Consider the following 26,728-nt stretch of genomic DNA (forward strand, 5'->3'; position numbering starts at 1 on the left):
ATAATATGTCCAATCAAACAACAGAAAACCTCATTAAAGGTGGAGCCTTTTTAGTAGAAGATATTACGTATGATCAAGTATTCACACCGGAAGATTATACAGATGAACATAAAATGATCGCCAAAACTACGGAAGATTTCGTTTTGAATGAAATTTTGCCGCAAGTTGAACATATAGAAAACCACGAATTCGACCGTTCGGTAAAATTACTGAAAGATGCAGGTGAAATTGGTTTATTGGGTGCTGATGTTCCTGAGGAATATAGCGGGTTGGGACTTGATAAAATCAGCTCTGCGTTAATAACGGAAAAAATGGCTCTTTCAGGCGGCTTCGGCATTACGCATGGTGCACATGTAGGGATCGGCTCATTGCCAATCGTATTATTCGGTAATGAAGACCAAAAGAAAAAATATCTCCCTTTATTGGCAACTGGTGAGAAAATCGCGGCTTATGCTTTAACGGAGCCAAGCTCTGGATCTGATGCTCTAGGAGCGAAAACGACAGCGAAATTGAATGCCGAAGGCACACACTATATTTTAAATGGAGAAAAACAATGGATCACTAATGCAGGCTTTGCAGATGTCTTCGTTGTATACGCCAAAATCGATGGCGAACAATTCTCTGCCTTCATTGTCGAGCGTGAATATAATGGTGTATCCACTGGTGCGGAAGAGAAGAAAATGGGCATCAAAAGCTCTTCTACCCGTACTTTAATCCTTGAAGATGTTCAGGTGCCGGTTGAAAATCTTTTGGGTGTAGCCGGTAAAGGACACGTCATCGCCTTCAATATCTTGAATATCGGCCGTTATAAATTAGGTGTGGGTGCTGTCGGCGGATCTAAACGCGCTCTTGAAATTACAGCAGCTTATACGAATCAACGCCAACAGTTCAAAACGAAAATTTCCGATTTTAATTTGACTAAGGAGAAGCTTGCAACGATGGCTGCAAAAATATATGCAGCGGAAAGCTCGGTATACCGTACTGTCGGTCTTTACGAACAAAGGCAAAGCAAGCTGACGGACGAACAAGTGAAAGATGGCAAATCAATGGCGGCTGCGGTTGCAGAATATGCGATCGAGTGTTCATTGAATAAATTCTTCGCTTCCGAAGTATTGGATTACGTAACGGACGAAGGCGTACAGCTACATGGCGGTTATGGTTTCATGCAGGAATACGAAATTGAAAAAGCGTATCGTGATTCCCGCATTAACCGGATTTTTGAAGGTACGAATGAAATCAATCGCCTGCTTGTTCCGGGGACATTCCTGAAGAAGGCTCTTAAAGGGGAGTTGCCGCTTCTTCAAAAGGCTCAAGGATTGCAGGAAGAATTAATGATGATGATGCCGGAAGAGCCTGGCGACGAGCCTTTGGCACAAGAAAAAATGCTTGTTAGAAACGCCAAGAAAATCGGTATTTTGGCAGCTGGCCTCGCTGCGCAAAAGTTCGGCAAAAAACTTGATCAAGAGCAAGAAATCCTTTCCAACATTGCGGACATCGTATCGCTTGCGTATGCTGCGGAATCGGTCGTATTACGTACGGAAAAAGCGATTGCGGCTACTGGTTTGGAGAAGAACAAACAAAAGGTGCTTTACACTGAAATTTTCGTTCAAGAAGCATTCAATGAACTTGAACAGCATGCAAAGGAAACCTTGATTGCCGTAGAAACGGGTGATACTTTACGCATCATGCTTTCTTCGCTTCGCAAGTTGACAAGACATACCCCAATCAATGTCATTGCGAAAAAACGTGAAGCGTCCGTCAAGGTAATCGAAACGGAAAAATACGCGCTATAAGCAATGAAATGGTTCAATGAAGGGAATGTCCGCAATGGGCATTCCCTTTATTTCCTTTGTTCAAATCCGGTGCATTTCGTTGTATTGCTTGGTGAAAACGGGTATTCTATTGATAGGTGGTGAAACGATGGGCTTAATATTATACTGGTACCCAAAATGCGGCACATGCCGCAATGCGAAGAAGTGGCTGGATCATCATGAACTGCAATATGAAGCGATCCATATAGCGGAAAATCCGCCTTCCCGAACCGAAATCGAACAATTGTATAAAACGAGCGGGTTGGAGTTGAAGAAGTTTTTCAATACTAGCGGACAAAAATATCGCGAGCTGGGCTTGAAGGATAAGCTTAAGGAAGCTACCGAAGCCGAAATGCTTGATATATTGGCGACTGATGGGATGCTTCTGAAAAGGCCGATTGTTACGGATGGTACGAAAGTGACAGTAGGTTTCAAAGAAGAGCAATTCGAACAGGTATGGAACTAAAATTATACAAAAATTTGGTTAATTCCTTACTTAAATAATATTTCTACCTTATAATGTAATAGAAAAATAAGCTATACATATGGAGGGAATTAATAATGACAACAACACCAAAAGAACTTCGTTACACGAAAGAACATGAATGGGTCAAAACGGAAGATGGTACTGTGCGTATCGGGATAACGGCTTTTGCCCAATCAGAGCTAGGGGACATCGTTTTCGTCGAGCTTCCTGAAGTTGGAGACGAGCTTAAAGCCAACGAGCCATTCGGAAGCGTTGAATCGGTAAAGACCGTTTCTGAGCTGTATGCTCCGATCAGCGGCAAGGTTGTCGAAGTGAACGATGAGTTAAGTGACAACCCTGAATATGTGAATGAATCTCCTTTTGAAAAAGCATGGATGATCGTCGTTGAACCAACGAACAGCAGTGATGTTGAAGGACTTATGAGCGCGGAAGAATATGAAAGCTTGATCAACGGGTAAAACGAAGGAGAGGGGGCCCTGAAGAGGGTCTGCTCTCTTTTTCCTTTCGTGCTTGGCGGTTGTCCACATAATTCGTGAAATGGAGTGATGACATGGAATGCGGCGATTTCGATAAGGTGATCATTGTAGAGGGCAGTTCCGACAGAAAAAAGGTTGCCTCCGTTTTAAATGAAGATGTGGAAATAAGATGTACGAATGGAACCATTTCCATCACTAAACTGGATGAATTGGTGGAGGAATTGATGGACCGGGATGTGTATCTCCTTTTTGATGCAGATGAATCGGGAGAAAAACTGCGCAAGCAATTTCGAAGGGAAATGCCGGAGGCGAACCACCTGTACATTCATAAAATGTACAAAGAAGTGGAAAGCTCACCGGAACATCATATTGCAACTGTACTTCTGGCTGCCAACATGAATGTTAAAATGAAATTTTTAAGTTAAAGGGTGAACGACTTAGTGATGCAGGAATGGAATGAGGAAGAATGCCGGGTTGCTATTGAAAGCGGGGAAACCTTTTGCCTATATTTATACACGCCTTTATGTGGCACGTGTCAGGTGGCGTCGAAAATGCTGACGATATCTTTGCAATTATTCCCGGAAATGATGGCAGGCAAAATGAATATGAACTATGTCCAAGGGATGGCCGAAACATATGAAATCGAAAGTGTGCCCTGTTTATTGCTGTTCAAGGAAGGACAACTGTACAAAAAGATATATGCCTTTCAATCCGTTCCGTATCTGTATGGATTGCTTAAGGAAATCAGCTGAGAAACCCAAACGGAAACCGGATTGGGTTTTTGGCTTTATAGCAACTAGGTAGAGAGGCAGAATAAAAAAACAAAGAATATTCTAACAATTGATTGACTGGATAATGGTAAAATGCTATATTTTGAATGTGGAAAACTGTTGCATGTAAAGGTCAAAATTTAATAGTTCTTATCAAGAGTGGCGGAGGGACTGGCCCGACGAAGCCCGGCAACCGGTATACATATATACGGTGCTAATTCCAGCAGAGTGTTGACTCTGGAAGATGAGGTGTGTATGAAAGCCTCTTCTTGTGGAAGTGGTTTTTTTTGTTTAAGTGAAGAACCGTTCCCAAGGCCGCTTATATTTTCAATGAAATCCATATAGGAAGAGGAGAAGGCGTATGTCAGATAAAAAATTGCGTTTCGAAACATTGAGTGTTCATGGTGGCCTGCAAGCAGATGAGACTGGAGCACGTGCCGTTCCGATTTATCAAAGCAATGCATACTTGTTCAAAGATACCGATCATGCAGCCAATTTATTTGGTCTAAAGGAAACGGGATATATATATACACGTCTCCATAATCCAACTGTCAGCGTTTTTGAGGAGAGAATGGCATTATTGGAAGGCGGAATCGGCGGATTGGCCACTGCAAGCGGAATGGCTGCCATTTCACTGTCAATCCTCAATATTGCCGGTGCAGGGGATGAAATCGTTTCGGCCTCCACCTTGTATGGGGGAACATATAACCTTTTCGAAAACACCCTTCCTAAATACGGAATTAAGGTGAAATTCGTTTCTCCTGATGATCCTGAGAATTTTAAAAGGGCAATTACGCCAAGAACAAAGGCCATATTTGCAGAAACGATTGGAAATCCAAGTTTGCGGGTCCTCGATATTGAAGCGGTGGCAAAGATCGCACACGAAGCCCACATCCCATTGATCATCGATAACACCTTCGCTACTCCGTATCTTTGCAGACCGATCGATTTTGGAGCGGATATCGTCATCCATTCCGCAACGAAGTGGCTTTTGGGTAATGGAACGACTTTAGGCGGTGTCATCGTGGATGGAGGCAATTTCAACTGGAACTCGCCGAACTTCCCCGGTTTCACGGAGCCTGACCCAAGCTACGATGGCTTGGTTTATGCCGATGCAGTGGGCCCTGCGGCCTTCATTACCAAAGCCCGGGTGCAATTGCTCCGCGATTTAGGACCTGCGTTAAGCGCCCAAAGTGCTTTCCAATTTACGCTTGGTCTTGAAACGCTTCATGTAAGGATGAAAGAGCATCTTGCTAACACCAAGACCGTCATACAATACTTGAAAAACCACCCTGCCGTGAAATGGGTATCCTATCCGGCCAATGAGGATCATCCAGATAAAGCGCTTGCGGATAAATACCTGCCTAAGGGTGCGGGAGCCGTGGTGACCTTTGGGATTCAAGGAGACCGTGAAGCAGGGGCCAGGCTCATCAATTCGGTGGAGTTATGGTCACATGTGGCGAATGTGGGAGATGCGAAGAGTTTAATCATCCACCCCGCCAGCACCACCCATCAACAGCTGAATGATGCAGGCTTGGCAAAATCCGGAGTGAGCGCCGATCAAGTCCGTCTATCCATCGGAATAGAAAATGTAGATGACTTGATAGAAGATTTGGAGCAGGCAATACAGAAAGCGACGGATATCGTTTCGGTGACATCCCAATCGATTTAAGAAAGTAGTCCTAAACTTTTTTGTGTTAGAAATAATATACATTGCACTCCTTTTTTATCTGTGATAGAATTTCTCCATACTAATGAACGTAATGATGTACAAATATTCTATATATTAGCTCTTATCAAGAGAGGTGGAGGGATGTGCCCGATGAAGCCCGGCAACCGACAAGGAGGTTTTTCCTTGGAAAGGTGCCAATTCACACAAAGTGTAAACACTTTGGAAGATGAGGGGAAGGCCAGCTTTTTTACCTGCCTTTCTGCTCATGCAGAAAGGTTTTTTTATTTTTAAAATTTAGGAAACCATAAGCATGTGCAAGCTTGGTAAAAGATTAAAAGCTGGATAATGTAGATAAATCAACTAAGTTCATAGGTTTTATTGGATAAAAGAGGTGAGCATGAATGATTACATTGACCAACGTCAGTAAGCTGTTTCGAACAGGAAAAGGAAACGGCGGGACGATCAAGGCTGTAAATAACGTGAACGTTGACATAAATAAAGGCGAGATTTTCGGCATCATTGGATACAGTGGGGCAGGGAAAAGTACGCTGATAAGAATGCTCAATGGCTTGGAGGCACCGAGCGAGGGGACGGTTGTCGTAGCGGATAAGGAAATTTCCAAAATTAAAGGGGCTAACCTTCGTAAGGCCCGCCAGGAAATCAGCATGATATTCCAGCATTTCAATTTATTATGGTCCAGAACCGTTCAGGATAATATTTCCTTCCCGTTGGAAATTGCAGGGGTTTCAAAATCGGAACGGATGAAGCGAGTCAATGAATTGATCAAACTGGTCGGACTTGAAGGCAGGGAAAAGGCGTATCCCTCGCAGCTAAGCGGCGGACAAAAGCAAAGGGTCGGAATCGCAAGGGCCCTTGCCAATGATCCGAAAGTTCTATTGTGTGATGAAGCGACTTCCGCTTTGGACCCACAGACCACTGACTCCATCCTTGAATTGCTCGTGGATATCAATCAGCGACTGGGATTAACGATCGTCTTGATCACACATGAAATGCATGTAATCCGTAAAATCTGTCATCGTGTGGCCGTGATGGAAAACGGGCAGGTCGTTGAGCAAGGTCCAGTCCTCGATGTGTTCAGGGACCCGCGGGAAGAGATGACGAAGCGTTTCGTGCAGCAGGTGACGGAACCAGAAGAAACGAAAGAAACGATGGACCATTTGTTCGAACGCTATCCTGCAGGTAAAGTGATTCAGTTGACTTTCGTCGGTGACCATGCCGAAAGCCCGTTGATAACCAAGCTCGTACGCAACTTCGAGTTGGATGTCAACATCGTTCAAGGTAAAATATCCCAAACAAGAAGCGGCTCATATGGAACATTGTTCATTCACCTTGATGGCACAGAGGATGAAATGCTCCGCGCAATCGAATTCGTTAAAGCACAGCAGGTAGGCGTGGAGGTGATCACTCATGCTTGAAGAATTATTGCCGAATGTGGATTGGGAAAAAATGATTGAGGCAACAAAAGAAACACTGTATATGACAAGCATCTCTGTAGTGGCAACCTTCTTTATCGGGATACTATTGGGGTTGGTCCTGTTCTTGACAGGGAAGGGCAATATGTGGCAAAACCGGGCCGCTAACGGGATCATCAGTGCTCTCGTTAATATTTTCCGTTCGATTCCATTCATTATTTTGATCGTACTGCTCATTCCTTTCACCAAAGCGCTAGTCGGTTCCATGATTGGCGAGAATGCGGCACTGCCGGCACTCATTATCGGAGCAGCCCCGTTTTATGCACGGATGGTGGAAATCGGTCTCCGTGAAATCGATAAAGGTGTGATCGAAGCCGCTAAATCGATGGGGGCCAAAACGAGCACCATCATCTGGAAGGTCCTTCTTCCAGAGTCGATGCCCGCCCTCGTTTCAGGGATCACGGTAACATCGATTGCATTAGTCGGCTATACCGCAATGGCTGGGGTCATCGGTGCAGGCGGGCTTGGTAACCTGGCCTATTTGGAAGGCTACCAAAGAAGTCAAAATGACGTTACGCTCGTAGCGACAATCGTTATTCTAATTATCGTCTTCGTAATTCAAATTATCGGAGATGTGATTACATCCAAATTGGACAAAAGATAAAGGGAGATGAAGAGGATGAAGAAATTTTTAGGATTTGCGTTAATCTTAGTGTTATCGATTGCTTTGGCAGCTTGCGGAAGTGATAAGGATAAAAAAAGCGGCAGCGAGACCGAGAAATTGGTCGTAGGGGCATCCAATATTCCGCATGCCGAAATCCTTGAAAAAGCCAAACCGATCCTTAAAGAAAAAGGCATCGACTTGGAAATCAAAACATTCCAGGACTATGTTTTACCGAATAAGGCGCTGAACGATAAAGAATTGGATGCGAACTATTTTCAGCACTTACCTTTCTTAGAGTCGGCAATTAAAGAAAATGGCTATGATTTCGTCAATGCGGGCGGTATTCATATCGAGCCTATCGGTTTATATTCACAAAAATACAAAAGCATCGATAAACTTCCTGAAGGAGCAACGATCATTTTAAGCAGCTCCGTCGCTGACCATGGGCGTGCTTTATCCATGTTGGAAAAGAATGGCCTCATCAAGTTGAAAGAGGGCGTTGATAAAACGACAGCTACAACGAAAGATATCATCGAAAATAAGAAAAACCTTAAATTCGATGCTGAATACGAAGCGGCATTACTTCCGAAAATCTATGAAAGCGGCGAAGGCGATGCGGTTTTGATCAACTCCAACTATGCAATCGATGCAGGCTTGAATCCATTGAAGGATTCGATTGCGATTGAAGATTCCGAATCACCATATGTGAATGTCATTGCTGTAAACAAAGGCGATGAAAATAAAAAAGCGATCAAGACGTTAGTGGAAGTATTGCATTCCAAAGAAATTAAAGATTTCATCCTTAAAGAATACAAAGGTGCAGTTGTACCAGCGGATAAATAATTCAACAAAAAGGTTCCCGAATGATTTCATTCCGGAACCTTTTTTGATTAGGCAAAGTTTTACTCGCGAATTTAGACTTTGCATCGAATTTGAGGCCGTTTCTCGTCAATTTCGTGCTTTTACTCTTCAATTCTGACCGGGTTCTTCGTATAATTGTTGAATTTATTCGTGAGTTTCGGGCTTTTACTCGTGAATTTAGCCGTTTTATTCGTGAATTAGGACCATTTATTCGTGAGTTTGGTTTTTGCATCGAATTTGATGTACAACTCCTCCAAAACTATTTACTTTTCATGTTTAATGATGAAAGTGAAGGGTAAAGGAATAATGAAGGCAATAAATTGATTCACAAATTTGAAAGGATGGTTCACTATCAATACTCTAGATTTGAATGTAACAAGCGAAATGGAAAAGGCGATGCAGTCTTCACATGGGATTGGCTACAGTGAGTACAGTAGAAACTTAGACCTCCGTATCGAGGTTGAGAAAGAACGAGATAGGGAACATGAAAAGTGCAACAAAATGGTCCTGGACCTACAACGCAAAATTCACGGCTAAGCATATAAAAAGAACTCTTTAAAAGATCGGTCTGTAGAGGTAAAATGGTAAGTGGTCCAGAAAATAAGGGTATTCCTTATTTGGTAACTTACATAATGCCTGACAGCCCGATTTTTTTCTTTTTCGAAGCGGAGCGATCATGCCTTACAATCGTAACCTTCCGTTCATATATTAGTAAGGACGAAGATTTCCCGAATAATAAGATAATTTTAACAAAGGATAAAATAAGTCTTATTTTGCTGGAAATGGGCTATAACTGTTAGTATCCTGTCAATAGGACAGGTTTTCACCATGCAAGAAGTGGAAACCCTCTCTATATTAGTTGATTCCAAATTGGATTTGTTATAAAATTGGAATGAGAATAAAGTGAGAATGTTTTTTACGATAATTATAGTTGAGAAAGTAAATTTTACTTTCTGGTAATAAAATAGGAATTAGTTCACGGAGGTATTATTATGTCAGCTTCTACATTAACGGTTAAAGATCTTCACGTATCAATTGAGGGCAAAGAGATTTTAAAAGGGGTAAACCTTGAAGTTAAGGGTGGGGAAATCCATGCAATCATGGGACCTAACGGAACTGGTAAATCCACTTTATCATCAGCAATCATGGGTCACCCAAAATATGAAGTAACAAGCGGAAGCATCACATTTGATGGTGAAGATGTTTTGGAAATGGAAGTCGACGAGCGTGCTCGTGTCGGGCTATTCCTTGCCATGCAATATCCAAGTGAAATCAGCGGGGTTACCAATGCTGACTTCTTACGTTCTTCCATCAACGCTCGCCGTGAAGAAGGCGACGAAATTTCATTGATGAAATTCATCCGTCAAATGGATCAAAAAATGGAATTCCTTGAAATGGATGAAGATATGGCTCAACGTTATTTAAACGAAGGATTCTCCGGCGGAGAGAAAAAACGCAATGAAATTCTTCAATTAATGATGATTCAGCCTAAAATCGCCATTTTGGATGAGATTGACTCAGGGCTTGATATCGATGCACTTAAAGTCGTTTCAAAAGGGATCAACGAAATGCGTGGGGAAGACTTTGGCTGCTTGATCATCACTCATTACCAACGTCTATTAAATTACATCACTCCTGATTTTGTCCATGTCATGATGCAAGGACGCGTCGTGAAATCAGGTGGTCCAGAGCTAGCTGCCCGCTTGGAAGCGGAAGGTTATGATTGGATTAAACAAGAATTGGGCATCGAAGACGAAACTGTTGGCGAAGAAGCGTAAGTAGGAGGATTTGCAATGACTACAGAAACGAAATTACCGTTTGAACAAGAGGATATCAGCTCTTATTCAGCTAAAAATAATGAGCCAGCCTGGCTTTCGGAGCTTCGGATTCAAGCTTTTTCGGAATTGGAAAAGCTGCCGATGCCAAAGCCGGATAAAACGAAAATCGACAAATGGAACTTTACTTCCTTCAAGACTCATGCGGTTCAAAGTGAAGCTTTTGCTTCTTTGGAAGAGCTTCCGGAAGAAATCAAGTCCATCATTGAAGAAAATGGAAACTTATACATTCAACGCAACAACACGCCGGCACATATCAACCTATCTGCCAGCGTGAAGGAACAAGGCGTCATTTTCACGGATATTTTCACGGCGGCTCGTGATCATTCTGACCTCGTGCAAAAATATTTCATGAAGGACGGCGTCAAAGTAGATGAGCATCGTCTAACGGCGCTGCATGCTGCATTAGTCAATGGGGGAGCATTCCTTTATGTTCCGAAAAATGTGGAAATCAAGGAACCGATCCAATCGGTATTCCTGCTGGATGATCCGGATGCTACACTTTTCAACCATGTATTGATCGTAGCGGAAGATAATAGCTCGGTGACATATGTAGAGAACTATTTCTCGACTGTTGAATCTAATGAAGGAATCGCCAATATCGTAACCGAAGTATTTGCCAATGCAAATGCGAAGGTGGAATACGGAGCGGTCGATACGTTATCAAAGGGCTTTACGACCTATGTTAACCGCCGTGGTGTGGCAGCACGTGATGCTCATATCGAATTTGCCCTTGGTCTCATGAATGACGGTAATACGATATCGGATAATATAACGTACCTGATGGGCGATGGCTCACATGGGGATACTAAATCCGTTGTAGTCGGCCGCGGGGAGCAAAAGCAAAACTTCACGACTGCCATCATCCATTATGGCAAGCGTTCCGAGGGACATATCCTTAAGCATGGTGTTGTGAAGGACAGTGCCTCCACGATCTTCAATGGAATCGGGAAAATAGAGTATGGTGCTACTAAAGCCAATGCCGAACAAGAATCACGCGTGCTTATGCTGAGTGATAAAGCACGTGGCGATGCCAATCCGATCCTATTGATTGATGAGGATGACGTAACGGCTGGTCACGCCGCTTCTGTCGGCCGTGTTGATCCGCTTCAACTGTATTATCTAATGAGCCGTGGGATTACGAAGAAAGAAGCCGAACGGCTTGTCATTCACGGATTCTTGGCCCCTGTTGTCAACCAGCTTCCAATTGAGGGAGTTAAAAAGCAATTAGTCGCGGTCATTGAAAGGAAAGTACAGTAATGAACCCATACGAAATTCGTAAGCTTTTTCCAATATTAGATCAAGAAGTCAACGGTCAGCCATTAGTTTATTTGGATAGTGCTGCAACCTCTCAAAAACCGGCTGCAGTGATTGAAGCGATTGAGCAATATTACCGCGGCTACAACTCGAATGTTCACCGCGGAGTGCATACACTAGGAACAAAAGCTACGGATGCGTATGAAGGTGCACGTGAAAAGGTGCGTAAATTCATTAACGCTTCTTCTACTGAAGAAATCATCTTCACGAGAGGTACGACGACTTCTTTAAATACGGTAGCAAGAAGTTACGGTGGAGCCAATGTAAGGGAGGGTGACGAAATCGTCATCTCTTACATGGAGCATCATAGTAATATCATCCCGTGGCAGCAGCTTGCAAAAGAAAAAGGTGCCGTACTGAAGTACCTTCCGCTTCAAGAGGATGGTACGATTTCCATTGATGATGCAAGGGCCACAATTACCGATGCAACGAAAATCGTTTCCATCATGCAGGTTTCGAATGTACTTGGCGTGATCAACCCTGTGAAGGAAATCGCGAAAATTGCCCATGAACACGGTGCAATCATGGTCGTCGACGGGGCACAAAGCACACCTCACTTAAAAGTGGATGTCCGCGATTTGGATTGTGATTTCTTCGCCTTCTCAGGCCATAAAATGGTCGGACCGACGGGCATCGGCGTATTATATGGTAAAAAAGATCTTCTTGAAAAAATGGAGCCGGTCGAATTCGGCGGAGAGATGATCGATTTTGTAGGGCTTCATGAGTCTACATGGAAAGAACTCCCGTGGAAATTCGAAGGCGGTACTCCTATCATTGCCGGTGCCATCGGTCTCGGGGCTGCCATCGATTTCTTGGAAGAAATCGGCTTGGATCATATAGAACGTCATGAACACAAGCTGGCGGCATATGCGATCGAGAAAATGTCTGCAGTTGAAGGCTTGACCATTTACGGTCCAAAGGATGCAGAAAAGCGTGCGGGGGTAGTGACCTTCAATATTGCTGACGTACATCCACATGACGTCGCCACCGTTCTTGATGCAGATGGAATAGCTGTCCGGGCCGGTCATCATTGTGCACAGCCATTAATGAAATGGCTCGACGTGTCATCGACAGCAAGGGCTAGCTTCTATCTCTATAACACGGAAGAAGATATTGATAAGCTTGTATCCGGGCTTGTTAAAACGAAGGAGTATTTCAGCAATGTCTTTTGAAAACTTAGATACACTTTACCGTCAGGTCATCATGGATCACTATAAGAAACCACGTAATAAGGGTATGCTTGAAGATGGAAGCATGACAATCGATATGAACAATCCAACTTGCGGCGATCGGATCCGTTTAACGATGAAGATCGAAGATGGAAAAGTCAGCGATGTTAAATTCGACGGTGACGGCTGTTCCATATCCATGAGTTCAGCTTCCATGATGACACAAGCCATTAAGGGCAAAGATATAGATACGGCTTTGGCCATGTCCGACACTTTTTCTTTAATGATACAAGGAAAAGAATACGATGATGAGATAGACCTTGGGGACATTGAAGCCCTTCAGGGTGTTTCTAAATTCCCTGCCAGAATCAAGTGTGCCACTTTAGCTTGGAAGGCCATGGAAAAGGGATTGAAGGAATAATTAATTGGAAAATGAGCTGTTGTAATTCAGCCATTTGAAATGGAGGAATACGAGCTATGGCAAAGAAAATGCCTGATATTGGCGATTATAAATATGGCTTTGCGGATAAAGATATTTCCATCTTCCGTTCAAAGCGTGGTCTTACAGAAGATATCGTGAAAGAAATCTCGCGAATGAAGGATGAACCGCAATGGATGCTTGATTTCCGCTTGAAATCATTGAAGCACTTCTATAACATGCCTATGCCTCAGTGGGGCGGAGATTTGAATAGCCTGAACTTTGATGAGATCACATACTATGTGAAGCCATCAGAGAAATCAGAAAAATCATGGGATGAAGTTCCTGATGAAATCAAGCAGACTTTTGATAAATTGGGAATCCCTGAAGCGGAACAGAAATATCTTGCAGGGGTATCCGCCCAATATGAATCCGAAGTGGTTTACCACAGCATGAAAGTGGAATTGGAGGATATGGGTATCGTATTTAAAGATACCGATTCAGCACTTCGTGAAAACGAAGATATCTTCCGTGAACATTTCGGCAAAACGATTCCTCCGACTGACAATAAGTTCGCGGCATTGAACTCGGCTGTTTGGTCTGGCGGATCTTTCATCTATGTACCAAAAGGCGTTAAAGTGGATACTCCGCTTCAAGCGTACTTCCGGATTAACTCTGAAAACATGGGTCAATTCGAACGTACACTGATCATCGTGGATGAAGGCGCATCCGTTCACTATGTGGAAGGTTGTACAGCACCTGTCTATACGACGAACTCCCTTCACAGTGCGGTCGTTGAAATCGTCATTAAAAAAGATGCTTACTGCCGTTACACAACGATTCAAAACTGGGCAAACAATGTGTTCAACCTGGTTACGAAACGTGCGGTATGTGATGCCAATGCTACAATGGAATGGATCGATGGCAACATTGGCTCCAAATTGACAATGAAATACCCTGCTGTCATCCTAAAAGGTGAAGGCGCTCGCGGAATGACATTATCGATTGCCATCGCTGGTAAAGGGCAGCACCAAGATGCAGGAGCAAAAATGACGCATCTTGCGCCTAATACATCATCAACGATCGTTTCCAAATCAATATCCAAACAAGGCGGAAAAGTAACCTACCGTGGTATTGTCCACTTCGGACGTAAAGCGGACGGAGCTCGTTCGAATATTGAATGTGATACGCTCATCATGGATAATCAGTCTACATCTGATACAATCCCTTACAATGAAATCCTGAACGATAACATCTCCCTTGAGCATGAAGCGAAGGTATCCAAAGTATCGGAAGAGCAATTGTTCTACCTGATGAGCCGCGGAATCTCTGAGCAAGAAGCAACGGAAATGATCGTAATGGGCTTCATCGAGCCATTTACAAAAGAACTTCCAATGGAATATGCGGTTGAAATGAACCGTCTGATCAAGTTCGAAATGGAAGGCTCCATCGGGTAAATTAAATACAACGATCTTGAAACGTGCTATTTTGTGGCGGTTCAGATTACCTTTAGTGAGGAGACGGACTTTATAGTTCGTCTCCTTTTTATTTGTTATGATTTTTGATGGAATGGTGCAATCCGGACCTTGATTCATAAAACTTGATGCGATTTGAAAAGAGTATTATCATTAGACTAAAAAATAAGGACTTAAAAGGTTGTCAGCTTCAATCGATCAAGTTCGAAATGGAAGGCTCCAACGGAGAATGATCGGATGCCTGTAAGGCGATAGAGCATATCCATTCATACGAAAGCCTGCCGGGGAGACTGGCAGGTTCTTTCTTTTTTAAGTGGGATGAGGTTGGCGTTACACCAAGATTAAATGCGCCTTCTCAGGGTAAAAATATAGTAAGCGAAGCCTGTGTAAAGGGAAGGGATGGTACAGATGATTTATGTGGGTGTGACTGGCTGGGGCGATCATGATCGTTTGTATGAGGGCGGTGTGTCCCAGCGTGATAAACTGAAGGAGTACGGGGCCCATTTTCCTGTTGTGGAGGTGGATGCTTCGTTTTATGCGGTTCAGCCAAAGCGGAACAGTGAAAAGTGGGTAGCCGAGACGCCTGCCTCCTTTCAATTTGTCGTTAAAGCTTATCAGGGGATGACAGGACATCAGCGCGGGGAAATTCCATTTGAAAGTAAAAAGGATATGTTCAAAGCCTTTCGTGATTCCCTTGAGGCTTATGATACGGCAGGTAAGCTCGCGATGGTCCTGTTTCAATTTCCACCATGGTTTGACTGTAAGCGGGAGAATGTCGATTATTTACGGTGGTGCAAGCTTGAGATGGGCGACACGCCAGTGGCTATAGAGTTCCGGAATCAAAGCTGGTACAGACCGGGCATGATCCAGCAAACCTTGGAATTCCTCGAAAAGGAAGGCTGGATTCATACGATATGTGATGAACCGCAGGCTGGGGAGGGCTCGGTTCCTATCGTCCTCCAGGCCACGGATCGCGATAAAACCTTGATACGCTTCCATGGCCGAAACCTGCATGGTTGGCAGAAGAAGCATGCGGGGGACAATTGGCGGGAGGTCAGGTATTTATACCGTTATAATCATCGTGAATTGACTGAATGGGTGGCGAATATCAGGAAGTTGGAAGATCAGTGCAAGGATTTATATGTCCTTTTCAATAATAACTCAGGCGGAGACGCCTCCGATAATGCCAAGCAATTGATCGAGCTGCTTGACATCGAATATGAGGGGCTTGCTCCTAAGCAGCTTGGTTTGTTTTAAGCGGCGATATATAATTAATGAAGATGATAGACAAGCTAGCTAAGGAGCGCTTGACTGACAACAAGGTAAAGGCGGATTTGGACATGGTTTGGTTGATATTGATAAGTATTGGTTTGATAGCGGGAACAATCGGCTCTCTTGTCGGTCTGGGAGGCGGCATCATCATTGTGCCTTCCCTTTTGTATTTTGGTACATCGACGCATATGATCGATGAATTGACACCACAAGTGGCGGTAGGCGTTTCTACCGTGATCATGATTTTCACCGGTTTATCCTCCACTTTAGCCTATGTAAAGCATAAGGTGGTCGATTATAAGGCAGGCTTGATTTTCTTCATTGGCAGCGCCCCTGGCGGCATAATTGGGGCCTATGTAAATAAAAGCCTGAATATCGAAGCCTTCTCCTTATATTTTGGAATGTTCATGGTATTCATGGCCATTGTTTTATTGGTGAAGGACCGCTTGAAGCCGATGGTTTTCAAGCCCGGAAAAGGAAAAATCGTTAAAACACATAAAATGGAAAGTGGACAGGCGTTTACATATGGATACCATCCGTTGGCAGCGGTATTGATTTCATTTGTCGTTGGATTTTGCTCAGGATTATTTGGAATAGGCGGTGGTGCATTGATGGTTCCCGTGATGATGCTGCTTTTCTTCTTCCCGCCGCATATGGCGGTGGCAACTTCCATGTTCATGGTATTTCTATCGTCCATCACGAATTCGATCACCCATATTTCACTTGGGAATATCAATTGGCCCTATGCTTTAGCCCTGATACCGGGAGCGTGGTTCGGAGCGAAATGGGGGGCATGGATCAATACGCGGCTAAAGAGCGCGTCATTGGAAAATATGTTGAAAATAGTTCTGATAATCATTGGTTTACGTCTTATTTACCAAGGGATTACCGGATAAGCGAGGAGGAAGGAAATGATGTCGGAAATCATTCATTTATATCACACTAATGATCTTCATAGTCATTTTGAGAATTGGCCTCGTATCGAGAAGTTTCTTAAGGAAAGAAGGGAACTTCATCAAGAAACGGGTGAAGAAGCGATCATATTCGATATAGGTGATCATGTGGACCGCTGGCATCCTTATACTGAAGGCACCTTAGGTAAGGGGAATATTGAATTGCTCAATGAAGCGGGCTACCAATATGTGACCATCGGCAATAATGAAGGAATCACTTTGCCTCATGAAGGGTTGGATTCCTTATACGATCATGCAAGGTTCAAGGTCTTGGCAGCGAACATCTATTACCGGAATCATCAGAGGCCGGAATGGGCGCTGCCCTATTGGATACATACAACGGCGAAAGGCACGAGGATTGCACTGATTGGTTTGACTGCCTTTTTTCAAAAGTTCTACTCCGCGATGGACTGGGAACTGACTGAACCATTCGAGGAATTAAAAGAACAGCTTGAAGAGATTAAGGCCAAGGCGGATGTCATCATCATCCTTTCACACTTGGGCATCCATGACGATGAAAGGATGGCAGCGGACTTTCCGCAGATTGATGTCATCCTTGGCGCGCATACTCATCATATCCTTCATCAAGGGAAACTGGTCAATGATGTGCTCCTATGCGGTGCAGGAAAATATGGGTTTTACGTAGGGCAGGTCGAAATGACCATTGATCAGGATAAACGAATTTCCAAGAAGAAAGCGATTCTTTATGACACCAATGATTTCTTGGAATTGGAGGATGAACGTTCTTGGGTTGAAGCCATGTACTTGGCAGGCGGGGAAACGCTGGACGAGGTCGTGGTGGACCTGCCGGAAGCGCTGGAAAATGATTGGTTCAGAGTGAGCCCCCTCACGAAAATCCTCGGTGAGGCGCTTAGGGAATGGAGTAAGGCTGATTGTACCTTTTTGAATGCCGGTCTGCTGCTTGATGGATTGCTAAAGGGTCCAGTAACCAAAGGGGATATTCACCGGATCTGTCCGCATCCCATCAATCCTTGTATCGTTGAAGTCAATGGGAATGAATTAAAAGAAATACTCATGCAATCCAGGGATGAGGAATGGCCTGATCTTCAGGTGAAAGGCTTTGGTTTTCGCGGGAAAATCATGGGAGTCATGCATTATGAGCGAATTGAATTCGATGAAATCGAGAACGGGATCGTCAAGACGATCCTGATAGATGGAGAGAAGCTGCGGCCAGATGCATCCTATAAATTGGCCATACCGGATATGTTCACATTCGGGCATTTCTTTCCGAGTATCCAGCGCTCCAATCGCAAGGAGTATCTGTTGCCTGAATTCCTAAGGGATATCCTCGCGTGGAAGCTGAAAAAAATATATAGAGAAGCCTAATGCCAAATCACGGTTTCGCCCTTTTTTTCATATTGTATGAGGAAGAAAGGGGCGAAACCATTTTGATTAACATGATACCAATAATACTTGATAGTCATACCTTCTTAGCCATTTCTGTCCGGCTTCCCAAAACGAACTTGCTTGCTGTGGCTTCCGAAAAAGGGTATATAATGTGCGGTGCGTTGGATGTGGGGCTGTTAAATGAAAAATTAAGTGATCGTAAAATCCTAGCAGGCAGGGCCACCGGTGTAAAGTCGATTGAAGAGCTTTTGGATGCACCGCTTGAATCGGTAACGTGGGAAGCGGAGGCTATGGGCATCTATCCCGGAATGATCGGTAAAGAAGCATTAATCAAAATGATCTAAAAAGGCGGGCTTTCTTTTATCCAGAAGGGGGCCTTTATTTTATTTCACCAAGTTTTTCGGATATTTATCAATAAATATTTTTAAACGGATTCATTTATGAAAATATTTTCCGATAATCCTTATAAAGGAAAGAAACGGTTCGATACCAAATCTTGAATGGGGAAATGGAGTACAAGTATGAGGCTAGCTATTACAAAGTCTTTAAGCCCTGGAGCCAGGCTCGGAAAAAACATCCATAATGAGCGGGGCCATATCCTATTGTGCGAGGGTTTGACATTAACACAGAAAATGATCGATCGACTGGTTTCCTTGAATATTCCCTTTGTCTACATTCAAGATCCAAGGACGGATGACATTATTCCAATGCCACCAGTTTCCGGGAAGCTTAGGAGAGAAGCCATTAATACGATTGAAACCACGTTCCAGGATATGAAGGATAAAATCAACCTCGATGCATCTTTCACGATTGAGCAGGCTAGCGTCAAGTTCACCCAAATAGTCCGCAGCATCATGAAAGAGCTGAAAAGCAATAAAGAATTAATGACGTTACTGGCGGATGTTTATACATACGATGATTATATCTTTACTCATTCCTTTAATGTGACCTTATATACGCTGGCGATTGGGATGGAATTGAATATAAATGAAAAGAACTTGGAGATACTCGGTTTGGGAGCGATCTTGCATGATGTCGGTAAAATGCTTGTCCCCTTGGATATCCTTCGTAAGCCCGGTAAGCTGACGGAACAGGAATTTGAACAAATCCAGAAGCATGCCGATTACGGATTCCATCTAATTAAGAATATTCATACGGTTTCGCTTATCGTTGCCAATTGTGCCTACCAGCACCATGAAAGGTTGGATGGCTCTGGATATCCACGCGGGATAAAAGGGGACGAAATCCACTATTTCTGTAAGATCATTGCCGTTGCGGACGTGTTTGATGCCGTAACTTCCAATCGGGTTTACCGTAAAGCGATGCTGCCTCATGAGGGGTTGGAGGTCCTTTATGCCGGAGTCGGCAAAAAGTTCGATAATACGATCATTGAAGCTTTCCGCAGAGCTGTCGCCATCTACCCGAACGGCCTATCGGTAGAATTGAATGATGGGAGAAAAGGGGTCGTTTGCGCTCAAAATGAAGGAATAGGGGACCGGCCCCTGATAAGGATCCTTGAGGAAAATGGGGAACAGATCAAAGAACCCTATGAGGTGGACATGAATAAGAACCTGCATTTGCTGATCATGAAATGCTTGAATATACAAGAACCAGCCTAACCCTATAAAATATACCCTTTGGTAAGTAAGACATGCTGCCTGCATTTTGCAGACGGCATTTTTTTAGGTGCAGTGAAATGGAAGGTCCGAGACTACTCCTGCGGGACATGCGCGTCTACGTGAGACCTCGCAGGCTGAAAGCAGAGGGCGGACCGCGATTCACCTGCAGTGGATTTGAACGGTCTAAGGTACCGTTACTCGCGAGTTTGAGCTTTGCATCCAATGAGGCGGGTTCTTCAAATTGGCTACTCTATAGGCTTACATTTTACTTTAGGGCAGGCTCGTTTTTTCATTGCTTGTTTTCCTTCATGATGGCTGGCGCGACCGCCCCGTTGCCATTACTGAAATAACTTGGTACATCGCCTTCGATCAATAAGCTGCCGACTGTCACTTCCTGGCTTACCTTTGGTCTCTTTGGTGAAAGAAGGGATGACGATTTGGATGTTGACATCAAAATCCACGATCAATTCATAATAGACATTATTAATGCCCGCGTTCGTCAGTTTTGTTCTTAGGTCCGATTCAACATTGCCGATCACTGACATTTTCACTGGAATTTCAGGTCCATAGTTGGAGAGGAGGTTATTTCCGGTAACGACGCCTAAAGGTATATAATAGACCACGCTTTTATATTGTTCGTCATTTATTTTAGCTGAACCCGTTTTAAAAGGGTTTCCCTGTTTGATGCCAAGCTTCCTTTGAATGTCTTTCGTGATGTTGGCGCGCAACTCACTGTATATGACTGGATTGAAGCTATAGGAAGAACTGGTACCCTCAGTCCCCTTATTGTTGGTGATGATTTCCTTCATATCAATCTTGGAGATATTCTCATCGACCGATTCATGGATCGTTTCCGTGGCAATCCGTTTGATTTCATTTTCGGCGACATTCATGATTACAGGTTCGATGGTTTTATCGACGTACCAAAGTGTCATGATGCTTGATAGGATGAAAAGGATGAAGGAATAAAGAAAAACTTTACGGGTGGGGAGAGGCCCCTTTTTTCGGAATTTCATTGGGCGAAATCTTTTTCGGAACACGCTTTAGCCCCCTTTACTAATACCTATGCGTCAGCTTCAGGGGAATATGTTGAAATCGAAAAAAAGCAGCGCAAAATTCCTCGCTGCTTAGTTTTGCTTTTTGGCTAAATCTTTCCTTTCCCACATTTTTAAGTATGGGTAAGGGTCAAAGCTCCATTCCGTGCGGCCGTTATCTTTGTACATTCCATAATGGAGATGCGGAGGGAATTTACCTGATGTTCCTGGAGGGCCATAACCTGTACTGCCCACTCCTCCGATGACTTGTCCTGGCTCGACAATATGCCCAACCTTCAGCCCTTCGGTAAACCCGCTTAAATGGGCAAAATAATGATACGTATTATTTAAATCCCGTATCCCTATCCGCCAACCGCCGAATTTGTTCCAGCCTTTCATTTCAATGATTCCATAACTGGTCGACCGAACCGGCAGGCTATAATCAGCAAAGATGTCAGTGCCCTCGTGGATCCTCCTGCCTCCCCAGCCGCGAGCGCTCCCCCATGTATTCAAATACGTATAATGAGTCCGAACAGGGACCGGGAAGGCTTTTTCCTGTAAATCCAGTCGGCCATATTTCTTGTAGATTTCTGCATTGCCCATGATGATGCTGACGGCTTTGTCCCGTTTATAATAATCCCAAAGGGCGATCCTGATATTATCTTCATCGGTGCCATAATTCCGGAGGTGCTTGGAAAACGCATATAAACGGTCCGTATCATTCATGATATCCGCCTTGCCATCACCATTTCCATCCACGCCCAAACCATCAAAAAAGGTGATCGTGAGCGGGTTTACATCATTTAAGTTCGGGTTAAGGATGCCTCTCCATTTTGAAGGCTCGATATTGAGGCCAATCAACCCTTTCGCCGGCTCCAGATCCGGCCGTGCAAGCCGTATGCTATGTTCATATTGATCGGCTCCAGCGAGATAATACCATGGAATCTGGAGTGTCGCCTCCATATTTTTATATAGCTCCATCCTCCCTGCATATGCTTCAGGGATATCGACAGCAGCATTAGCCACTTGGCTTGGACCTTTCAAAATGAACAAACAAGCAAGGGTAAGGAAGAATAATCTTTTCAACGGGGCAGCTCCTTTCATGACACTATCCGTATTTATAAAAACATCAGTCCGTTCATCTTTTATAGTTTTGCTGATTTAGCTTCAAACATGAAAAATAAATAATGGGAATCCAACTATAACTTGTATAAATGTATTTTTATTGTTAAAGTAGGGTGTGTTAATTTCTATAGAATGGAGTGACATTTCCGTGTCTTCTACAAATAAAGAAATTCTTCGAAAACCAGATTGGTTAAAAATAAAGCTTAATACTAATGAAAATTACCTTGGTTTGAAAAATATGATGCGAGAGAAAAATCTCCATACGGTATGTGAGGAAGCGAAATGCCCGAATATCCACGAATGCTGGGCAGTAAGAAGAACGGCGACCTTCATGATCTTAGGGGAAATATGTACAAGGGCTTGCCGTTTCTGTGCGGTTACAACCGGACGTCCCAATGAACTGGACTGGGCTGAACCTGAGCGCGTAGCTGATTCCGTTGTGTTAATGAATTTAAAACATGTGGTCATTACGGCTGTCGCCCGTGATGATTTAAAGGATGGAGGCGCCGAGGTGTTTGCTGAAACGGTTCGTGCCATCCGCCGTAAAAATCCATTCACTTCCATTGAGGTATTGCCATCTGATATGGGCGGGGTGCATGAAAACATCAAAATTTTGATGGATGCCAAGCCAGACATCCTCAACCATAATATAGAGACCGTCAGAAGCTTATCTGACCGTGTGCGGGCGCAGGCGAAATACGAGCGTTCATTGGAGCTGTTAAGAAGGGCCAAGGAGCTGTATCCGGAAATCCCGACGAAATCCAGCTTGATGGTCGGTCTAGGCGAAACTCGGGAGGAAATCCTTGAAACGATGGATGACCTAAGGGCGAATAACGTCGATATCATGACGATCGGCCAGTATCTGCAGCCGACCAAAAAGCATTTAAAGGTTCTTAAATACTACACGCCCGAGGAGTTTTCTGAATTAAAAGACCGCGCTTTGGAAAAAGGCTTCAGCCACTGCGAATCCGGTCCGCTTGTCCGTTCTTCCTATCATGCGGATGAACAGGTCAATGCAGCGGCAAAACATAAGCAAAGCAAAGGCGAAGAACTATTGAAATAGAATGAACGAAAGGACCGAAATATTTTCGGTCCTTTCATTTTATTGCCGATTAGAGATTGTCCATCTTTTGCTTGATGTTATCATGATGATCTCTTTTATCGTTGATCATTTCCCCGTTTTCATTTTCCACGTCACTCATCTTGTATCCTTGTGGTGACTTGAGCATGCTTTTGATGGTCTGTTCAATCGTATAGTCAATGCCTCTGCTGCCTGATTTCAAGGTAGCGAAATTCTCGACATTTTGGGCAAGGGTGGGATCATCACTAACATATACATGATAATAACGAGGGACGACGGACATGGCAGTGCGCTTCACTTGGTCGGCGGTATCCGTTCTATCCTTGGTATCCGTATCATAAACGACGAGTACCTCCTCATCGGTCACAAGGGTGGATACATCATTGACATTCGGAATCTGTACACTGAGCTTGGAAATGACATCAGAAAGTTGTTCACGATCAATGGAAGCGGTTTTGTTGGAAACATTGCGCCCATTAATGGTCGTCTTATTTGTCCGGGTAAAGCCAAAATCATCGCTTTTATTATCATGGTTCCGATAATCCTCGTCATAGTACTGAGTGGGATTATTTACATTTGTCGGGTTGCCTGCATGGTTCTTTGCACCGAGTCCCTGCTCTTGTTTATCGGAGCATCCCGTCAGTGCAATGATCGAGCTTAAACCTAACGTCATGATTGTCTTTTTCATCAATAACACCCCCGTAACCTTAGGATGGACATATTTCTCTATTTTTCGCTTAGTAATTGATGGGGAATCAGTTATAATTTAAAGAAAGAATGTATGAATGAGAGGTGAAAGCAATGATTACCATCAATAACCTGACCTATGAAATAATCGAGGATGAAAGGGAAGGCTATAACGAAGAAGCCTTTAAAGCCAGGTACAGTGAGATTTTAACGAAGTATGATTATATTGTGGGGGACTGGGGCTATGGTCAATTAAGGCTGCGGGGCTTTTTTGATGATACGAATCAGAAAGCGACCTTTGACACGAAAATCAGCACACTTAGTGAATATTTATATGAATACTGTAATTTTGGCTGCCCGTATTTCGTCGCGAAGAAAATCAAGAAATAAAAAAGGCCAGAAATGCTCTGGCCTTCCAAGTCATGAGCTTCCGTACCCTTTATAGGGCGGCTGTTCATCTTTTTCAGGATCATCATGTGTCGGATGAGCACCAGGGTATTTTCGTGGCAGATCTTCATGCAGTGATTTGTTTTCATAATTGAAGGCACTTTGGTACCGTTGCCCTTCCTGCCATGGTGTGTTTTTATTCTCGACTGGTTCATCTTTTGCTATGGGTGATCCAAAAGGTCCTTCGGGAAATTCTTCAGGAATCAGATAATCCCGCTGCTTTTCGACATTGGAGAAGTCATGGTACTCTTCTTTGTCCAAAGTAATCCCCCCTCAAGTAATCGTACATTCAGTAGGTTTCCCCTTCGGGAAGAAAACTTCAGCTTTTTAGACAATTTCCATTAAAAAGTGACTTAGTTCTTCCGCCTCCGCTTCTGACAGCTGAAAGGCATGCTCAAGGTAGCCTTCCTCTTCTAAATCATCCGGTCCAATGATGGCGAAACGGTTACTCTGCATATTCAGCACGAGTTTTTTTCCATAAAACCGATCGGTTGTCGTGATCGCCAAATCGTACCTTGATTCCTCTCCCATGAAACTGATGAACCGGGTTTTTGAATCAACGACATCGTTGTATAAATAAAAACGATCTTCCAATAGTATCATCCCCTTGTTATTTATTTGTAGTTACATCATAACAAAGCGACTTTAATAGGGGAACAGTCATTTTCAGATTGGGTTTCCTGCTGCCTTGCGTGGGACAAGGCGGGATCACCAGCATGGTTCAAGGGATTTATGTTAAGAATACAAAGGTACATCATGCGCATTATCCAGTGGTCCATCCATCAAAAGAGCACTCATCCGCCATACGTTGAAGGGAATGGGGCTGAAGGAATTGAGAGTGTGGGAGAAGCTATGGTATCATCAAGTAATGAGGCTGGTTTGGCATAGGAATATGATCAGGCTTGCCAATCAATTATAGCAATGATCCCCATATCACCTTAGATCAGAAAGGATCTGGAAAAAATGTACTTTGTAGACCGTCAAAAGATTGAACAAATATTGGTTTTTCTTGAAAAGCAGCTTGGACTTTTTGAAGGGCTGGATAATCGGAATGGAGACCATTCGGAGCTTATCGCAGAAAGGCTGGTACATACTTCCATCGATTCGGTGCTTGATGCAGGAAATGCGATAATCGATGGTTTCATCATGCGCGACCCAGGCAGCTATGATGATATTATCGATATCCTCCATGATGAAAAAGTCATTTCGGAGGATAAAGCGCTGCAATTTAAAAAAGCGCTGCCATTAAGGAAAATGCTGGTGCAGGATTTCATCGAAGTCGATCACCTAGAACTGCATTCCGTATTCAAGGAAAACATCGAGGCATTCAAGTCATTCCCTGATTCAGTGAGGGACTATTTAACGAATGAATTGGGACCTGTATCAGCTTTTAAAAACTAGCAGTGTTAGGAAGGCGAACGAAATGAAGGCGTATAAAGGATATTTAATTGACTTAGATGGCACGATGTATCGCGGGACCGAACAAATTGCGGAGGCGGCCGGGTTCATCAATGACCTAAGGAAAAGGGAGATCCCTTACCTATTCGTAACGAACAACTCGTCCCGGACCCCGGCACAGGTTGCTGATAAATTGAGGAGCATCGGGATTGCAACGGAAGATGATCAAGTTTTCACGACAAGCATGGCGACTGCGAATTACATAGCCCAACAAAAAAAAGACGCTTCCGTGTATGTGGTGGGTGAAGAAGGGATCATCGAGGCCATCAAGGAAAAAGGAATGGAGCTGGTCGATGACAACCCGGACTTCCTCGTGATGGGCATCGACCGCGGCGTCAACTATGAGAAGCTCTCAAAGGCCTGCCTGGCAGTCCGGAATGGCGCTGTCTTCATCTCGACCAATGGGGATATCGCCATTCCTACCGAACAAGGCCTCTTACCCGGGAATGGTGCGTTGACATCCGTTGTTTCCGTTTCGACCCAGGTACAGCCGATTTTCATCGGTAAGCCTGAATCGGTCATCGTCGAGCAAGCGCTTCAAGTTTTAGGGGTACCTAAAGAAGATACGATCATGGTCGGAGATAATTATGATACGGATATCATGGCCGGCATCAATGCTGGCATCGATACCTTGCTTGTCCATACTGGCGTTACGAATGCAGAACGCCTGAAGGAATATGAGCAGCAGCCAACCTATGTGGTCAACACCCTCGACCTCTGGCACTTTGAATGAAAAAAACCAGGTCTGCCCTTGGCAGCCCTGGTTTTTTTTGTCCTTGTTGCCTGATCATTCTACATTCTTGGTTCGATGGGCAAGCCGGCTCGAAGCGGCAGCGGCGATGGCCCCGACGATATCATCTAAAAAGGTGTTGACCTTGCCTGTGCTTTTATCATTTAAATATTTTAGGATACCCGGTTTTTGTTTATCGATGAAACCATAATTGGTAAAGCCGATCGATCCGTAAACATTGACGATCGATAAGGCCAATATCTCGTCGACTCCATATAGCCCTTCATCTATTTCAATGATGCTCTGTAAAGGTTCCTCAAGTAATTTTTTCTCAGCCAGTATATCCAGCTGGATGCCGGTCAGGATGGCATTCTGGACCTCTCGTTTTGAAAGGACCCGTTCGACATTGTGAAGGCAATCGGACATTTGGAGATTTTCATGATAGCTAGATTGTAAATACATGACAAGCTCCGCGATATCCTCCAATTTAACTCCTCGTTCACTTAGCCATCTGCGAGCTGTTTTTTCAGACATTGATTGTTCGATATTAGCCATGTCATCACCCA

General features: G+C 43.9%; 31 protein-coding genes and 2 riboswitches. Of the genes, 25 read left to right on the forward strand and 6 right to left on the reverse strand.

Annotated features, from left to right (window positions below):
• Nucleotides 1-5: 5 nt before the first annotated feature.
• The 20 genes from AS888_RS12070 (at nt 6) to AS888_RS12165 (ending at nt 19,600) form a co-directional block, all read left to right on the forward strand.
• A complete protein-coding gene (locus AS888_RS12070; RefSeq protein WP_061142403.1) occupies nt 6-1,793 on the forward strand; it encodes an acyl-CoA dehydrogenase family protein in 1,788 nt (595 codons plus the stop codon).
• A gap of 127 nt (nt 1,794-1,920) precedes the next feature.
• Nucleotides 1,921-2,277 (forward strand): arsenate reductase family protein, encoded by a 357-nt coding sequence (locus AS888_RS12075; protein ID WP_061142515.1) that lies wholly within the window; start codon nt 1,921-1,923, stop codon nt 2,275-2,277.
• A 95-nt stretch (nt 2,278-2,372) separates the two neighbouring features.
• On the forward strand, nt 2,373-2,756 hold the full coding sequence (gcvH, locus tag AS888_RS12080; protein WP_061142404.1) for a glycine cleavage system protein GcvH: 384 nt from the start codon (nt 2,373-2,375) through the stop codon (nt 2,754-2,756).
• A gap of 92 nt (nt 2,757-2,848) precedes the next feature.
• Nucleotides 2,849-3,199 (forward strand): toprim domain-containing protein, encoded by a 351-nt coding sequence (locus AS888_RS12085; RefSeq protein WP_061142405.1) that lies wholly within the window; start codon nt 2,849-2,851, stop codon nt 3,197-3,199.
• 18 nt (nt 3,200-3,217) lie between these two features.
• A complete protein-coding gene (locus AS888_RS12090; protein WP_061142516.1) occupies nt 3,218-3,526 on the forward strand; it encodes a thioredoxin family protein in 309 nt (102 codons plus the stop codon).
• A 165-nt stretch (nt 3,527-3,691) separates the two neighbouring features.
• Nucleotides 3,692-3,795: riboswitch (SAM riboswitch) on the forward strand.
• A gap of 110 nt (nt 3,796-3,905) precedes the next feature.
• Nucleotides 3,906-5,216: an O-acetylhomoserine aminocarboxypropyltransferase/cysteine synthase family protein gene (locus AS888_RS12095; protein ID WP_185113080.1), complete on the forward strand. Its 1,311-nt coding sequence runs from the start codon at nt 3,906-3,908 to the stop codon at nt 5,214-5,216.
• A 118-nt stretch (nt 5,217-5,334) separates the two neighbouring features.
• Nucleotides 5,335-5,449, forward strand: a riboswitch (SAM riboswitch).
• Nucleotides 5,450-5,617: 168 nt separating this feature from the next.
• Nucleotides 5,618-6,652 carry a methionine ABC transporter ATP-binding protein gene (locus tag AS888_RS12100; RefSeq protein ID WP_061142406.1) on the forward strand — a complete coding sequence of 345 codons (1,035 nt, stop codon included), beginning with the start codon at nt 5,618-5,620 and terminating at the stop codon, nt 6,650-6,652.
• Entirely contained in the window at nt 6,645-7,313 is a 669-nt protein-coding gene (locus tag AS888_RS12105; protein WP_061142407.1) for a methionine ABC transporter permease, read from the forward strand. Before AS888_RS12100 ends, AS888_RS12105 begins: the two co-directional genes overlap by 8 nt.
• Before the next feature lie 15 nt (nt 7,314-7,328).
• Complete coding sequence (locus AS888_RS12110; RefSeq protein ID WP_061142408.1) at nt 7,329-8,156, forward strand: MetQ/NlpA family ABC transporter substrate-binding protein; 828 nt, start codon at nt 7,329-7,331, stop codon at nt 8,154-8,156.
• Nucleotides 8,157-8,540: 384 nt separating this feature from the next.
• Nucleotides 8,541-8,711, forward strand: a complete 171-nt coding sequence (locus AS888_RS26435) for a hypothetical protein (protein WP_221408603.1) — start codon at nt 8,541-8,543, stop codon at nt 8,709-8,711.
• A 455-nt stretch (nt 8,712-9,166) separates the two neighbouring features.
• Nucleotides 9,167-9,952, forward strand: coding sequence for a Fe-S cluster assembly ATPase SufC (gene sufC / locus AS888_RS12120; protein WP_034310141.1), 786 nt, complete (start codon nt 9,167-9,169; stop codon nt 9,950-9,952).
• A gap of 15 nt (nt 9,953-9,967) precedes the next feature.
• Nucleotides 9,968-11,269 carry a Fe-S cluster assembly protein SufD gene (sufD, locus tag AS888_RS12125; RefSeq protein ID WP_061142410.1) on the forward strand — a complete coding sequence of 434 codons (1,302 nt, stop codon included), beginning with the start codon at nt 9,968-9,970 and terminating at the stop codon, nt 11,267-11,269.
• Nucleotides 11,269-12,498 (forward strand): cysteine desulfurase, encoded by a 1,230-nt coding sequence (locus AS888_RS12130; protein WP_061142411.1) that lies wholly within the window; start codon nt 11,269-11,271, stop codon nt 12,496-12,498. The genes sufD and AS888_RS12130 overlap by 1 nt, the downstream gene beginning before the upstream one ends.
• Nucleotides 12,488-12,916: a Fe-S cluster assembly sulfur transfer protein SufU gene (gene sufU / locus AS888_RS12135; RefSeq protein ID WP_061142412.1), complete on the forward strand. Its 429-nt coding sequence runs from the start codon at nt 12,488-12,490 to the stop codon at nt 12,914-12,916. The genes AS888_RS12130 and sufU overlap by 11 nt, the downstream gene beginning before the upstream one ends.
• Nucleotides 12,917-12,972: 56 nt before the next feature.
• Nucleotides 12,973-14,370, forward strand: coding sequence for a Fe-S cluster assembly protein SufB (gene sufB / locus AS888_RS12140; RefSeq protein ID WP_061142413.1), 1,398 nt, complete (start codon nt 12,973-12,975; stop codon nt 14,368-14,370).
• 426 nt (nt 14,371-14,796) lie between these two features.
• On the forward strand, nt 14,797-15,645 hold the full coding sequence (locus tag AS888_RS12145; protein WP_061142414.1) for a DUF72 domain-containing protein: 849 nt from the start codon (nt 14,797-14,799) through the stop codon (nt 15,643-15,645).
• Nucleotides 15,646-15,728: 83 nt separating this feature from the next.
• Nucleotides 15,729-16,556, forward strand: coding sequence for a sulfite exporter TauE/SafE family protein (locus AS888_RS12150; protein ID WP_061142415.1), 828 nt, complete (start codon nt 15,729-15,731; stop codon nt 16,554-16,556).
• Nucleotides 16,557-16,574: 18 nt separating this feature from the next.
• Nucleotides 16,575-17,960: a bifunctional metallophosphatase/5'-nucleotidase gene (locus tag AS888_RS12155; protein ID WP_061142416.1), complete on the forward strand. Its 1,386-nt coding sequence runs from the start codon at nt 16,575-16,577 to the stop codon at nt 17,958-17,960.
• 62 nt (nt 17,961-18,022) lie between these two features.
• Nucleotides 18,023-18,325 (forward strand): YunC family protein, encoded by a 303-nt coding sequence (locus AS888_RS12160; RefSeq protein ID WP_061142518.1) that lies wholly within the window; start codon nt 18,023-18,025, stop codon nt 18,323-18,325.
• 156 nt (nt 18,326-18,481) lie between these two features.
• Nucleotides 18,482-19,600 (forward strand): HD-GYP domain-containing protein, encoded by a 1,119-nt coding sequence (locus tag AS888_RS12165; protein WP_311316478.1) that lies wholly within the window; start codon nt 18,482-18,484, stop codon nt 19,598-19,600.
• 338 nt (nt 19,601-19,938) lie between these two features.
• Here AS888_RS12165 and yunB read toward each other — a convergent pair whose 3' ends face one another.
• Together yunB and AS888_RS12175 are read right to left on the reverse strand one after the other, a co-directional pair.
• Nucleotides 19,939-20,616, reverse strand: a complete 678-nt coding sequence (yunB, locus tag AS888_RS12170) for a sporulation protein YunB (protein WP_221408601.1) — start codon at nt 20,614-20,616, stop codon at nt 19,939-19,941.
• Between the two features lie 111 nt (nt 20,617-20,727).
• A complete protein-coding gene (locus AS888_RS12175; protein ID WP_081092420.1) occupies nt 20,728-21,738 on the reverse strand; it encodes a M23 family metallopeptidase in 1,011 nt (336 codons plus the stop codon).
• Between the two features lie 169 nt (nt 21,739-21,907).
• Between AS888_RS12175 and lipA the strand changes: the two genes are divergently transcribed.
• Nucleotides 21,908-22,822, forward strand: coding sequence for a lipoyl synthase (gene lipA, locus AS888_RS12180; protein ID WP_061142420.1), 915 nt, complete (start codon nt 21,908-21,910; stop codon nt 22,820-22,822).
• 49 nt (nt 22,823-22,871) lie between these two features.
• Here the strand turns inward: lipA and AS888_RS12185 are convergent, their stop codons facing one another.
• Nucleotides 22,872-23,528, reverse strand: a complete 657-nt coding sequence (locus tag AS888_RS12185) for a YhcN/YlaJ family sporulation lipoprotein (RefSeq protein ID WP_061142421.1) — start codon at nt 23,526-23,528, stop codon at nt 22,872-22,874.
• 113 nt (nt 23,529-23,641) lie between these two features.
• Here AS888_RS12185 and AS888_RS12190 point away from each other — a divergent pair, with 113 nt between their 5' ends.
• Nucleotides 23,642-23,917, forward strand: a complete 276-nt coding sequence (locus AS888_RS12190; RefSeq protein ID WP_061142422.1) for a YutD family protein — start codon at nt 23,642-23,644, stop codon at nt 23,915-23,917.
• A gap of 30 nt (nt 23,918-23,947) precedes the next feature.
• Here the strand turns inward: AS888_RS12190 and AS888_RS12195 are convergent, their stop codons facing one another.
• Both AS888_RS12195 and AS888_RS12200 read right to left on the reverse strand, forming a co-directional pair.
• On the reverse strand, nt 23,948-24,235 hold the full coding sequence (locus AS888_RS12195) for a hypothetical protein (protein ID WP_061142423.1): 288 nt from the start codon (nt 24,233-24,235) through the stop codon (nt 23,948-23,950).
• A 66-nt stretch (nt 24,236-24,301) separates the two neighbouring features.
• On the reverse strand, nt 24,302-24,568 hold the full coding sequence (locus AS888_RS12200) for a DUF3055 domain-containing protein (RefSeq protein WP_061142424.1): 267 nt from the start codon (nt 24,566-24,568) through the stop codon (nt 24,302-24,304).
• 138 nt (nt 24,569-24,706) lie between these two features.
• On the opposite strand from AS888_RS12200, the gene AS888_RS26440 reads away from it, so the two are divergent.
• The 3 genes from AS888_RS26440 to AS888_RS12210 all read left to right on the forward strand — a co-directional run bounded on the left by AS888_RS26440 (nt 24,707) and on the right by AS888_RS12210 (nt 26,165).
• Nucleotides 24,707-24,862 (forward strand): hypothetical protein, encoded by a 156-nt coding sequence (locus AS888_RS26440; RefSeq protein ID WP_155645470.1) that lies wholly within the window; start codon nt 24,707-24,709, stop codon nt 24,860-24,862.
• A 75-nt stretch (nt 24,863-24,937) separates the two neighbouring features.
• A complete protein-coding gene (locus AS888_RS12205; protein ID WP_061142425.1) occupies nt 24,938-25,375 on the forward strand; it encodes a DUF86 domain-containing protein in 438 nt (145 codons plus the stop codon).
• 22 nt (nt 25,376-25,397) lie between these two features.
• The gene (locus AS888_RS12210) at nt 25,398-26,165 is read left to right on the forward strand and encodes a TIGR01457 family HAD-type hydrolase (RefSeq protein ID WP_061142426.1); all 768 of its coding nucleotides are present in this window, start codon (nt 25,398-25,400) and stop codon (nt 26,163-26,165) included.
• Nucleotides 26,166-26,219: 54 nt separating this feature from the next.
• On the opposite strand, the gene AS888_RS12215 is transcribed toward AS888_RS12210, so the two are convergent.
• Nucleotides 26,220-26,696 carry a phosphatidylglycerophosphatase A family protein gene (locus AS888_RS12215; protein ID WP_397251665.1) on the reverse strand — a complete coding sequence of 159 codons (477 nt, stop codon included), beginning with the start codon at nt 26,694-26,696 and terminating at the stop codon, nt 26,220-26,222.
• Nucleotides 26,697-26,728 lie beyond the last annotated feature (32 nt).

It is taken from the genome of Peribacillus simplex (assembly GCF_001542915.1).
GTDB lineage: Bacteria > Bacillota > Bacilli > Bacillales > DSM-1321 > Peribacillus > Peribacillus simplex_B.